Below are 11,490 nucleotides of genomic sequence, written 5' to 3' on the forward strand. Positions count from 1 at the left end.
ATTGCAAATTATAATTGTTTTTGAATAATTGTAAATTGATCATTGTTTATATATTAAAAATAAACTGATAAAATTATGAAAATGTTGTATTTAATTGTTCTAATGAGTATATGTATATATTCATGTAAGAAGGGGGACACAGGTTCTCAAGGACCAGCTGGTCCTCAGGGAGCTCAAGGTGTCCAAGGTGTTAAAGGAGAGAACGGCACTATGATTTATAGTGGGAATGATATGCCTACTGCTTCACTTGGGGTAAATGGTGATTTCTACTTCCGCTTGTCAAATAGTACCTTTTACGGGCCGAAAACAGCAGCTGGTTGGGGAACAGCTATTTCATTGCGTGGTTCAGCTGGTTCTGCAGGATCAAAAATACTTAGTGGCACAGATTTGCCTGCCGTAAATTTAGGAGGTGTTGGTGATTTTTATTTCAAATCTGATCAATCATTACTTTTTGGTCCTAAAACAGCTTCGGGCTGGGGAACAGGTGTAAATCTTCGTGGCGCAACAGGGGCAACTGGTACGGCTAATGTAATATATAGTGGCTGGCAAGCAGCGGTTCGAGTTAAAGATTCTATTATGGATGGTACAAATATGCGTATTGCGCACCTATACGCACCGAGAATTACAAGCACTGTTCAAAGTTCTGCAGCAGTTTTAGTTTATTTAGATTATGGAGGTGGCACGTTTCCTTTACCATTTACTTCAAGGTCGGGAGGCCGAATGTCTACGATTAATTTTAAATTAAAAACTAATGAAATTGTCATATATCGATTTGTCTATGACGGTGGTGCTCTTCTGGCTTTAGGATCTCAGATTAGATATCGATATGTTATAATTCCTGGGGGAGTAGTGGCAACATTAAAAAATAAAAATATCAATTTACAAGATCCGTTTGCGGTAAATAAAGCATTGAAAGAATTAAATTTTTAGTTTTCATCAACAATTATAAAATTAAAAGGTTAAAATTAGCTGGAGGTATTTTGTGGTTGCCGTTTTGTAATCAAATTATACAAATTCCTAAGGTGATAATTAAATGTTAGGGTATAATTATCAGGTGATTAATTATTCGCGTGTTTACCTTCGGCATACATCTATTAATAAAATATATAACTTGAATTATGATAAAAAAAATGTTTTTATTAATGTTTGTATGTATAGGGGTCTATGCATGCAAAAAGGGAGATACGGGCCCACAAGGTCCTCCAGGACCAGCAGGCTCACAGGGGATACCGGGGGTCAAGGGTGATAATGGATCGATGATTTATAGTGGAAATGATGTTCCGTCAGGGACTTTAGGAGTAGCTGGTGATTTCTATTTTAGATTATCAAACAGTACTTTTTATGGCCCAAAAACGGCCGCTGGTTGGGGTTCTCCAGTTTCTTTGAGAGGTGCTACAGGATCAACTGGAGCTGCTGGGACTAAAATTTTGAGCGGTACAACTTTACCAGGCTTGGATGTTGGTGCTGTAGGTGATTTTTATCTCAAAACGGATCAATCATTATTGTTTGGTCCTAAAACGGCAGGTGGTTGGGGGTCTGGAGTTAGTCTTAGAGGGGCAACGGGAGCTACTGGTACGGCCAATGTAATATACAGTGGATGGATGAGTTTTCTGCAATCGCAAAGAGATACCATCATTGATGGTACAAATTTAAAAGTCAATCATATCCCTGCACCACGATTAACACAATCCATAATTGATGGGGGACTTATTATTGTATACTGGCGTTTTCAAACTACTGTATTTCAGTTGCCTTATACATCTGATGCTGGCGCAGGTAGTGGCCCATCAAAAGCAAGTACAATCAGTTTTCTCCCAAAACCAGGTAGAATTTTCATTACTAGATATACACATGATGATTCTGCCTCCATTGGATTCGGTGCGGTTCAATTCCGCTATGTAATTATACCTGGAAGTATATTTGCAACATTAAAGAATAAGAATATAGATGTAAATGATCCTTTTGTGGTAGATAAAGCATTGCAGGAGAGAAATCCGTAATTAGTTAATGTGCATGAAAATAAATTCCCGACTTGTATAAAGTTGGGATTTTTTGTGGAAATAAGTAAGGTTTTGCGTCTTAGTAATATGAAGGGGATTTATTTAGCGTTTTTTATTTTTATTACTTCATTTCTTTATGGGCAGAATTTAGATAATAAATATCCAATTCTAGCGGATGAATTGAATAATGCTTTAAGAAATGAATTAGTTAGAGGGGATAGGCTTCGGTTTTCTTTTAGTATTGATTCACTAGGAAATATTAAGGTTTTTAATTTTGAAGATTTAAATAAGAAAAATGAATTGCTCGATATTATTCGTTCTACAAATGAAAATCTGTCTGTAGGTTTTTACAAAGCAAATGTTTATTGGGATTTATATTCTAGCCAGGTTTATTCTGTAATTTCAGAGGTAGAGGGGGAACAAGGGTTCCCTAATTATGATTTGTATTATGCTGAACCAGCTGGTGGAAGAATAAATTATATAAAATCATTCAAATCAGATTTAGAGAGGGAATTAGGAAGATTGGATAGTATTGATAGCTATAAATGGTTAGTTAATGATTGGACTCAAGGGATTGACGTTTTAATTGATAGTAAAGGTAATGCTTCTTATTTGTCAAAAAATCCATTAATAGAATTATTAGACAGTACGAAAATGATAAAGTGGAATCCAGCATTGTATTATGGCAGGCCAAGGAAAAGTATAATGAGTTTTAGACCATCCTACTATGATTTTAAGAATATTGCAAGGAGTGATATACAATGGAAGTATGAAGTCTTCTATTTAGACAGGCAGTTTAAAGATGATATCGTTAGGTTTGAAGAAGAGCCTAAGGAGATGCCACAAGGTAAGCTTGTTATATCGTTAATTCTTAATCCTTTGACGGATAAATTTGAAAATCCATTTATTCATAGAGGTGATATAAAGGAAGGTAAAGAATTAATTGCTTGGATAGGGGATTATGACTTTAGTAATCTTCGTTTCTACTGGTACCCAGAAGCTAAAAGAATCTATTTTTATACGTAAAACGAATAAATATTTACTCACTCCTAATAACAGGTTCTAAATCTTTCAATTCTTCTTCGGTAAATAATCTATAGTGGATTTTAAAAGTTTTGCCAAGTGGTGTTTCTAAAGAAAATCCACCAGGACCAAATCCATCCAAAACATCCAATGTAAAGTGCGAATATTTCCAGTATTCGAATAGATCTCTGTCTATCCAAAATTCGTAACCTTCGGCTAAGCCAATCATAGCGTCATTCATGCGAGGGAAATAGCCGCCTTTTTGAAAACATTGGGGTTGTGAACCTTCACAACATCCGCCAGCTTGATAAAACATCAGGTCGCCGTGCTGCGCTGCTAATTGTTGAATAATTTTTTTGGCTTCTTCTGTTACATCTAGTCTCTTCATCATAATACTTTTTTGAAAAAATTGGGGTTTACTAAGAAACCCCAATATATGGTAGATAGTGTGAATTAAAAAAATCCTAACTTTTCTTTGTTATAAGAAATTAGCATATTTTTAGTTTGTCTGTAATGGTCTAACATCATCTTGTGATTTTCACGACCAATACCTGATTGTTTGTAACCCCCAAATGGTGCCCCGGCAGGATACGAGTGATATTGATTCACCCAAACACGTCCAGCTTGGATGGCACGTGGAACAGTGTACAATTGATGTGCGTCACGCGTCCAGACTCCTGCACCTAATCCGTAGATTGTATCATTTGCAATTTCGATTGCTTCTTTCTCATCTTTGAAGGTAGTAACTGCCAGTACTGGTCCAAAAATTTCCTCTTGGAACACACGCATCTTATTGTGACCTTTTAATAGCGTAGGTTGGATGTAATACCCTTCTTCAAATCCTTCTCCTACGTTGTTTACGTCACCACCCGTCAATACTTCTGCTCCTTCTTCTTTACCAAGTTTGATATAAGAAAGGATTTTATCTTTCTGGATTTTCGAAGCTTGTGCACCCATCATCACTGTTGGATCCAATGGGTCACCAACTTTAATCGCATTGACGCGCTCAATTACACGAGCAATAAACTTATCATATATGGATTCTTGGATTAATAATCGCGAAGGACAAGTACATATTTCACCTTGATTTAAAGCAAACAATACCGCGCCTTCAATAGCTTTGTCCAAGAAAGCATCATCGTGGTCCATTACCGATTCGAAGAATACGTTTGGTGATTTACCACCTAATTCTAGGGTTACTGGAATAATATTTTCAGTTGCATATTGCATGACCATGCGGCCAGTAGCTGTAGAACCCGTGAATGCGGCTTTCGCTACTTTTGGATTCGTTACTAATGCACGTCCTAATTCTGAACCAAATCCATTTACTACGTTGATAACACCTTCTGGAATTAAGTCACCAATGATTTCCATCAATACCATGATAGATGTGGGGGTGCTTTCCGCTGGTTTTAATACTACTGTATTTCCTGCTGCCAAAGCTGGAGCTAATTTCCAAACAGCCATTAACAATGGAAAGTTCCAAGGAATAATCTGTGCGATTACACCTATTGGCTCGTGTACAATTAATGAAACAGTATTAGCATCTAACTCACTTAATGAACCTTCTTCTGCACGAATGACACCTGCAAAATAGCGGAAGTGGTCTATTGCCAATGGGATGTCAGCATTTAAGGTTTCACGAACTGCCTTTCCATTGTCAATTGTTTCTACAGCAGCGATATATTCCAAATTTTGTTCTATACGGTCTGCTATTTTATTTAAAATAATGCTTCTTTCTGTCGCTGAAGTTTTGCTCCAAGTTTGAAATGCTTTTTCGGCAGCATTTACAGCCAATTCTAAATCTTCTTTTGTAGAATGCGCAGCTTGAGTAAACACTTTTCCATCCAATGGAGAGATATTGTCAAAATATTTTCCTTGCACAGGAGCTACAAATTTACCTCCGATGTAATTGTCATAACGCTCTTTAAACGTTGGTCTTTGAATCGTACTCATATGTTTATTATTTAATTACGTTTATGTGTTTATTCAAATTTACCTAACCTAAAAGCCAAGATTTAGCATTTAAGTGTCAAAGTGTAGGATTATAGTTTCTTGGTCTGTCAGCATTTTGTTATATTTGATTGCCAGCCAATTATAAAAGTTTGAAATGTATGATGAACAAATCTTTTATAAATACGTTGCCTTTTACAAAGGAAAATGAAATCACTACCCTTGTAGAAAACAAGCGCACATTTGCTGTAGATGAAATGGAGCTTCATGTATTCGAAACATATGAAGCCAGTTCTTTGGTTCCTTTACAATTCGGTGATATGGTTTTTATCAATATGTTGGAAGGCAAGAAGGTGATGCATATTGGTGAAATAGATGCATTCGACTATAAGCCCGGACAAATGTTGTTGCTTCCATCGTATACTAAAATGCATATCGATTTTCCTGATGCAACATTACATAAGCCCACACAATGTACAGCGCTTGTGGTTAGCAAACAAAAGATTGATTCTATCTTGAATTACTTGAATGAATTTAATCCTAAGCATCAAATGATTGGTGAATGGAATTTTAATCCTGAAATATTTCATTTGTATAATACTCCCGAATTGACAGAGTTGTTGAATAAGTTCTTTTCCATTATGATGGGAAATAATTCATTGAAAAGTGTATATGCTGATTTAACTTTTAAAGAAGTGATCATTCGTCTTATGCAATCACAATCGCTATTAGCTTTAGAAATAGGAAGCTCCGCGAATGGTGCATTAATGCATTTAAAAGAATTTGTTCGTAGACATTTGACCGAGAAAATCTCTATTGAATCGTTGGAAAAAGTTGCAAACATGAGTAAATCAAGTTTGACACGACTCTTCAAGAAAGAATTAGGTATTAGCCCAATGGAATATGTTATTAGAGAACGTCTAAATAGAGCGAAAGAACTACTTAAAATGACAAAATCAGTTAAAGAATCCTGCTTTGGGTCAGGATTCAGTGATGTAAATTATTTTGTTCGTTTATTCAAAAATCGAGAAGGAGTGACACCTGGAGCGTATATCCTTAGCTGATAGGACTTAAAATTTCATTACGCGGTCAAGTTCGCGTTTTGAGTCTCTTTCTTTTAAAGTCTCACGCTTATCGTAGTCTTTCTTACCTTGTGCCAATGCGATTTCTATTTTAGCATAGCCACGCTCATTGATGAAGATGCGAAGAGGCACTATAGTGAAACCTTTTTCTTCACCTTTTTCTTTCAGTTTTTTTAATTCTTTTTTAGTTAATAGAAGCTTTCTATCACGTTTTGCTTCGTGATTATAGAATGATCCGAAGGAATATTCGGCAATATGCATATTGCGAATATAAAGACCGTCGTCAAAAAAAGAACAAAAGCTATCATTAATGTTTGCTTTTCCTTCACGAATGGATTTTATTTCTGTACCTAATAATTGCAAACCAGCAACATATTTATCTAATAAATGATATTCGAAAGATGCACGCTTGTTTTTTATGTTGATTTGTGAAGATATAGCCATATTTTGTTATTTCCTTAGCTGCAAATTTAATAAAATATTATGTTGAATTTAATATTCTTAATACTTGTGAGTATATTAACAATAACTTAACTTTATGATATTTATAAGTTTATAATATTGCGGATAATCAACCAAAGTTTTGTAAGTTTGCACGTTTTGGTAAAGTTGAGGATTGGAGAAAAATACGGTAATTGAGGGTGGTTTCCAATTGTGTTAGATTAAAGTCATAGTTTTAACGTAATTTAACATCTTCAGTATATAATCCGTAGTTTTGACGATTATTTGATTTTAGTCAAAAAGTAAAATTAAAATCGCATTAAATAGAAATATCTATAGCATGAGTAAGGGAAAGTTAAGTGAAAGAACATCGAAGTTTCTTCAAGAACAACTAGAGCCTATAAAAGCAGCCGACTTATACGCATATTTTAGACCAATTCAGTCCAAACAGGATACTGAGGTAATGATTGATGGTAAGCGTGTATTAATGTTTGGTTCGAATTCGTATTTAGGGTTGACTACCGACCAACGTATTATCAAAGCCTCACAAGATGCTTTAGAAAAATACGGTACGGGATGCGCGGGATCTAGATTCTTGAATGGTACATTAGATATTCACGTTGAATTAGAAGAGAAATTGGCTGATTATGTAGGAAAAGAAGCTGCAGTTTTATTCAGTACAGGTTTTCAATCTAATTTAGGCCCTTTATCGTGTATCACTGGACGTAATGATTATATCCTTTTGGATGAGCGCAATCACGCATCTATTATTGATGGAAGTAGATTGTCTTTTTCAAAAGTGATTAAATATGCACATAATGATATGGAGGATTTGCGTGCAAAGTTGTCGCGTCTTCCAGAAGATAGTTTCAAATTAATTGCTACTGACGGTATCTTCAGTATGGAAGGTGATATCGTGAATCTTCCAGAATTAGTAAAGGTTGCGGATGAATTTGATGCAGCTGTAATGTGTGATGATGCGCACAGTTTGGGTGTTATTGGTCACAAAGGTGCTGGAACCGAAAGTCACTTTGGTTTGGAAGGGAAAGTAGATATGATTATGGGTACTTTCAGTAAATCCTTAGCTTCGTTGGGAGGTTTTGTTGCTGCTGACAAAGATACTATCGAATATTTGAAACACAAAGCTCGTTCATTGATGTTCTCTGCGAGTATGACTCCAGCTTCTGTGGCTTCGACATTAAAAGCATTGGAAATCATTCAATCAGAGCCAGAGCATATTGAGAAATTGTGGGCAAATACACATTACGCAAAAAAATTATTATTAGATAGTGGATTTGACTTGGGTGAAACTGAAAGCCCTATTTTGCCGATATTTGTACGTAATAATGAAAAGACTTATTACGTGACAAAAACTCTTCAAGATAATGGTGTATTTGTGAATCCTGTAGTTGCTCCTGCAGTTCCTGCTGAAGAGTCGTTGATAAGATTCTCTTTGATGGCTACGCATACTTTCGATCAGATAGACGAAGCTATTGAGAAGATGGCTAAAGTATTCAAAACTGCTGAAGTGGAAACATTTGTAGGTTAAGTATACTCTTAAAATATAAAGGACATGATTAATATCATACCTGTAACGAACAAAAAACAACGTGCGGAATTTATAGATTTTCCGCATGATTTGTATATAGGGGATTCGAATTACGTGCCTGAGCTTTTCGTGGCACAAGATGATTTATTAAACCCCGAGAAACATCCATTTTATAAGCATTCTTCTGCGCAACTTTTTCTAGCCTACGATGGTGATAAAATAGTTGGACGAATAGCCGCTATCTGGAATACACAGCATAATTCTTTTAACAATGTGAGAGAAGGACAGTTTGGTTTTTTTGATTGTATCAATGATCAAAATGTTGCTAATGCATTGTTTGAGGCAGCTCAGGCTTGGGTGAAGGAAAAGGGTGGTGAGAAAATCGTTGGTCCTATAAATTTATCTACGAATGAAACTTGTGGTTTATTGATTGAGGGATTTGATCGTCCTCCAGTAGCCATGATGACTTACAATTATCCTTACTATATTGATTTAATAAGCAATTTAGGCTTTGAAAAGCAAGTAGATTTATTTGCGTATGATATCCCGACAGCTAAAGCAAGTGATCGTTCAGTCCTAGTGATGGACAAGTTGGAGGAACGTTTAAAGCGTTCTGGAGTCACCTTACGTCTTATTGATCTTAAAAATTTCAAGTCCGAAGCTGAGAAAATTAAGCAGGTTTACAACAAAGCATGGGATAAAAATCTTGGTTTCGTTCCGATGACAGACGAGGAGTTTGCGTATGTTGCCAAAGATTTGAAAATGATTGTAAATCCGAACTTCTGTATAATTGCAGAGAAGGACAATCAAATAATTGGCTTTGCGGTAGGAATCTCAAATATTAACGAGATTTTGATTAAAATCAAAAGAGGGCGATTATTGCCAACGGGTATTTTTAAATTGTTATTCGGTCGCAAAAAAATCAAATCTCTTCGTGTGATGATGTTGGGTGTGTTGGAGGAGTATCGCAAGATGGGTATTGAGGCTTGTTTATACGGTCGCATTATCAAAAATGCCAAAATCTATGGCATTGAGCGTGGTGAATGTTCTTGGATGCTGGAACATAATTATATGATGAATCATGCGATTGAACAAATCAATGGTGAATTGTACAAACGTTACCGTATCTACGAGAAAGAAATATGAGAACTAAAGTTTTCATAACAGGAGCAAGTGGTTTTGTCGGTTCGCATTTAGTTGAGGCAGCAAAACAGAGAGGCTGGGAAGTACATGCAGCTGTCCGTTCATCTAGTAAGACGGATGATATTAAAGCTTTTGTTGACAAATTTATTCATCCTGATTTTGGGAATGTAGAAGAATTGCAACATCTTTTTCTTCAAGAACAATACAATTACATCATTCATGCCGCAGCATTGACAAAGTCAAAGTCTGAAGAAGAAATGTTACGTGTCAATGTGGGTATGACGCAAAATCTGATGCAAGCTGCGTTCGTTGAAGGAGTGGAGTTGAAACGTTTTATTTATGTCAGTAGCTTAGCGGCAATCGGGCCAATAGCTTACAATAGTAAACAGGATATCCAAGAAGAAACGGAATATCGTCCACTTACGGTGTATGGACGTAGTAAGAAGACTTCTGAATTAAATATCAAGAAACGATTTGCCGACAAAGCAATTTCGGTATTTCGTCCGACAGCAGTGTATGGTCCACGTGAAAAAGATTTGTTTATTTTATTTGATACATTGAACAAGGGGCTTGATCCTTATATCGGTGCTAATCCGCAGAAGTTGAGTTTCATCTATGTCAAAGATTTGGTGGATATTTTGCTGAAAGGATGTGAAGCATCACAAGAAGGATTAGAATTTTATAATATATCGGACGGTCAAGTGTATTCCAAGTACGCGATGGCAGACATCTTTAGAAATACATTTAAGAAAAAAGCATTGCGTTTGCATATACCTTATCGTATTGTGGCTTTAGTCGCTCGAATTTCGCAGATGTTGTATAAAAATTCCAGTAAAACTCCAGTCATATATCCCGAACGTTTAGGAGAATTGACTGCCGAAAATTGGAGTTGTGATATTAGTAAAGCAAAGCAAAAGTTAGGTTTTAACCCTCAATATAATTTGGAAAGGGGTTTGACAGAGACGTTAATGTGGTACAAAAAGAATAATTGGCTATAAAAATAAAGCAAATGAGTGAAGGAAAAATTGACAAAAAATTGTTTGCGGATAGAAAGCGCACGAATATATTAAGCGAGCCAGAACAACAATTTATAACTTATCTGTTGCCAAAAATCCCCAATTGGTTGTCTTCGGACGGATTGACTGCTATAGGTTTTTTGGGGTCTTTGATGATTATGGGGAGTTTCTTATTGGCCGAATATGTAGACAGAAGTTTGATTTTGGTAGGTATTCTTGGTTTTTTTGTGCAGTGGTTTGGTGATTCTTTGGATGGACGTATTGCTTTTTACCGTAATAAATCGCGTAAATGGTATGGTTTTGCGCTCGATATAATTATGGATTGGATTAGTGTTGTTTTCATTGGCCTTGGATATGTGTTTTATGCGCAGGGAGATTTTAAATATGCTGGATTCGCATTGGTTGCGCTTTACGGCTGGGCGATGATTATTTCGCAATTGCGTTATAAAATTACAGATAAATATACCATTGATGCAGGTTTGGTTGGCCCTACAGAGATTCGTGTTATAATATCGTTAGTCTTTTTATTAGAAGCCTTACTTGTTGGTTCGATTCACTATTCGGTTATTGTAATCTGTATTGTGCTGTTTTTTATTAATATGGGTGATACAAAGAAATTGTTGGATATGGGTGATGAGCGTGATAATGCGGAAAAATTAGCTAAGCAGCAAAATCATAATAAATAATGAGTTTTAAACTAAAAGAATTTTTAAAAGCACAGTTGTCTGCATTTTTAGGTGGGATGACTGACCTTGCAATTTATTCTTTTTGTTTTAAGGTGTTGAATTTTTCAGCACCTTTTTCAAATGCTATAAGCGGTTCCCTAGGGGCAATTGTCAATTTCGTAATCAATAGGTATTGGTCGTTTGGTAATACAAAAAATTCAATAGGTTCCCAACTTTGGAAATTTGTAATTGTTGTAATTGGTAGTATCATGCTGAAGTCTATCGGTATTCACTACTTTGTAGATGTATGGAAATGGCATTTTTTGCTTTCCAAGTTGTTAGTGGAAATCATCGTTTCCCTCGGATTTAACTTTACCCTTCAGAAATATTGGGTGTTTAAGAAGTGAGTTCAAAAATATTGCTTTTCTAGAAATGCTTTCTTTATGAAAGGCTTTCTCCATTTTTAATATCGATTCTGCTTTATTATAAAAAAAATATTCCACACGCTCACAATAAGTTACGGTTTGTTTCGTTTTTATTTTCCCGGGATGCTTGTTTTGTATTACAAATCTTCCCTATCTTTGCACCACTCCGCAAGGGAGGAACGGTTCTTCGGAG

At 35.8% G+C, this 11,490-nt stretch carries 12 protein-coding genes; 9 read left to right on the forward strand and 3 right to left on the reverse strand.

The genetic code is table 11. From position 1 onward, the window contains the following. Nucleotides 1-102: 102 nt before the first annotated feature. The 3 genes from GOQ17_RS01285 to GOQ17_RS01295 all read left to right on the forward strand — a co-directional run bounded on the left by GOQ17_RS01285 (nt 103) and on the right by GOQ17_RS01295 (nt 3,026). On the forward strand, nt 103-930 hold the full coding sequence (locus GOQ17_RS01285; protein ID WP_159633632.1) for a collagen-like domain-containing protein: 828 nt from the start codon (nt 103-105) through the stop codon (nt 928-930). A gap of 188 nt (nt 931-1,118) precedes the next feature. Continuing rightward, entirely contained in the window at nt 1,119-2,000 is an 882-nt protein-coding gene (locus GOQ17_RS01290) for a hypothetical protein (RefSeq protein WP_159633635.1), read from the forward strand. 87 nt (nt 2,001-2,087) lie between these two features. Continuing rightward, the gene (locus tag GOQ17_RS01295; RefSeq protein WP_159633638.1) at nt 2,088-3,026 is read left to right on the forward strand and encodes a hypothetical protein; all 939 of its coding nucleotides are present in this window, start codon (nt 2,088-2,090) and stop codon (nt 3,024-3,026) included. Between the two features lie 13 nt (nt 3,027-3,039). On the opposite strand, the gene GOQ17_RS01300 is transcribed toward GOQ17_RS01295, so the two are convergent. Further along, nucleotides 3,040-3,414 carry a DUF779 domain-containing protein gene (locus GOQ17_RS01300; RefSeq protein ID WP_159633641.1) on the reverse strand — a complete coding sequence of 125 codons (375 nt, stop codon included), beginning with the start codon at nt 3,412-3,414 and terminating at the stop codon, nt 3,040-3,042. 62 nt (nt 3,415-3,476) lie between these two features. Continuing rightward, the gene (locus GOQ17_RS01305) at nt 3,477-4,979 is read right to left on the reverse strand and encodes an aldehyde dehydrogenase family protein (protein WP_159633644.1); all 1,503 of its coding nucleotides are present in this window, start codon (nt 4,977-4,979) and stop codon (nt 3,477-3,479) included. A gap of 158 nt (nt 4,980-5,137) precedes the next feature. Here GOQ17_RS01305 and GOQ17_RS01310 point away from each other — a divergent pair, with 158 nt between their 5' ends. Further along, nucleotides 5,138-6,040 carry a helix-turn-helix domain-containing protein gene (locus tag GOQ17_RS01310; RefSeq protein ID WP_236537012.1) on the forward strand — a complete coding sequence of 301 codons (903 nt, stop codon included), beginning with the start codon at nt 5,138-5,140 and terminating at the stop codon, nt 6,038-6,040. Between the two features lie 6 nt (nt 6,041-6,046). On the opposite strand, the gene smpB is transcribed toward GOQ17_RS01310, so the two are convergent. After that, complete coding sequence (gene smpB, locus GOQ17_RS01315; protein WP_159633647.1) at nt 6,047-6,502, reverse strand: SsrA-binding protein SmpB; 456 nt, start codon at nt 6,500-6,502, stop codon at nt 6,047-6,049. A 337-nt stretch (nt 6,503-6,839) separates the two neighbouring features. Between smpB and spt the strand changes: the two genes are divergently transcribed. Genes spt through GOQ17_RS01340 form a run of 5 tightly spaced genes read left to right on the forward strand, consistent with a single transcriptional unit; the run spans nt 6,840 to nt 11,279 of the window. Beyond that, nucleotides 6,840-8,048 (forward strand): serine palmitoyltransferase, encoded by a 1,209-nt coding sequence (gene spt / locus GOQ17_RS01320; RefSeq protein ID WP_159633650.1) that lies wholly within the window; start codon nt 6,840-6,842, stop codon nt 8,046-8,048. A gap of 24 nt (nt 8,049-8,072) precedes the next feature. Beyond that, complete coding sequence (locus GOQ17_RS01325) at nt 8,073-9,194, forward strand: GNAT family N-acetyltransferase (RefSeq protein ID WP_159633653.1); 1,122 nt, start codon at nt 8,073-8,075, stop codon at nt 9,192-9,194. Further along, complete coding sequence (locus GOQ17_RS01330) at nt 9,191-10,189, forward strand: NAD-dependent epimerase/dehydratase family protein (protein WP_159633656.1); 999 nt, start codon at nt 9,191-9,193, stop codon at nt 10,187-10,189. The genes GOQ17_RS01325 and GOQ17_RS01330 overlap by 4 nt, the downstream gene beginning before the upstream one ends. 11 nt (nt 10,190-10,200) lie before the next feature. After that, nucleotides 10,201-10,893, forward strand: a complete 693-nt coding sequence (locus GOQ17_RS01335; RefSeq protein WP_159633659.1) for a CDP-alcohol phosphatidyltransferase family protein — start codon at nt 10,201-10,203, stop codon at nt 10,891-10,893. Beyond that, entirely contained in the window at nt 10,893-11,279 is a 387-nt protein-coding gene (locus tag GOQ17_RS01340; RefSeq protein ID WP_159633662.1) for a GtrA family protein, read from the forward strand. Before GOQ17_RS01335 ends, GOQ17_RS01340 begins: the two co-directional genes overlap by 1 nt. Nucleotides 11,280-11,490: the final 211 nt, after the last annotated feature.

This window comes from Sphingobacterium composti (genome assembly GCF_009829075.1).
Lineage (GTDB): Bacteria > Bacteroidota > Bacteroidia > Sphingobacteriales > Sphingobacteriaceae > Sphingobacterium > Sphingobacterium composti.

Coding starts and splice junctions, on each gene's coding strand:
- smpB (WP_159633647.1), bottom strand. CDS start 6,502: ATGGCTATATCTTCACAAATCAACATAAAAAACAAGCGTGCATCTTTC.
- GOQ17_RS01340 (WP_159633662.1), top strand. CDS start 10,893: ATGAGTTTTAAACTAAAAGAATTTTTAAAAGCACAGTTGTCTGCATTT.
- GOQ17_RS01310 (WP_236537012.1), top strand. CDS start 5,138: ATGATGAACAAATCTTTTATAAATACGTTGCCTTTTACAAAGGAAAAT.
- GOQ17_RS01305 (WP_159633644.1), bottom strand. CDS start 4,979: ATGAGTACGATTCAAAGACCAACGTTTAAAGAGCGTTATGACAATTAC.
- GOQ17_RS01330 (WP_159633656.1), top strand. CDS start 9,191: ATGAGAACTAAAGTTTTCATAACAGGAGCAAGTGGTTTTGTCGGTTCG.
- GOQ17_RS01335 (WP_159633659.1), top strand. CDS start 10,201: ATGAGTGAAGGAAAAATTGACAAAAAATTGTTTGCGGATAGAAAGCGC.
- GOQ17_RS01325 (WP_159633653.1), top strand. CDS start 8,073: ATGATTAATATCATACCTGTAACGAACAAAAAACAACGTGCGGAATTT.
- GOQ17_RS01285 (WP_159633632.1), top strand. CDS start 103: ATGAGTATATGTATATATTCATGTAAGAAGGGGGACACAGGTTCTCAA.
- GOQ17_RS01295 (WP_159633638.1), top strand. CDS start 2,088: ATGAAGGGGATTTATTTAGCGTTTTTTATTTTTATTACTTCATTTCTT.
- GOQ17_RS01290 (WP_159633635.1), top strand. CDS start 1,119: ATGATAAAAAAAATGTTTTTATTAATGTTTGTATGTATAGGGGTCTAT.
- GOQ17_RS01300 (WP_159633641.1), bottom strand. CDS start 3,414: ATGATGAAGAGACTAGATGTAACAGAAGAAGCCAAAAAAATTATTCAA.
- spt (WP_159633650.1), top strand. CDS start 6,840: ATGAGTAAGGGAAAGTTAAGTGAAAGAACATCGAAGTTTCTTCAAGAA.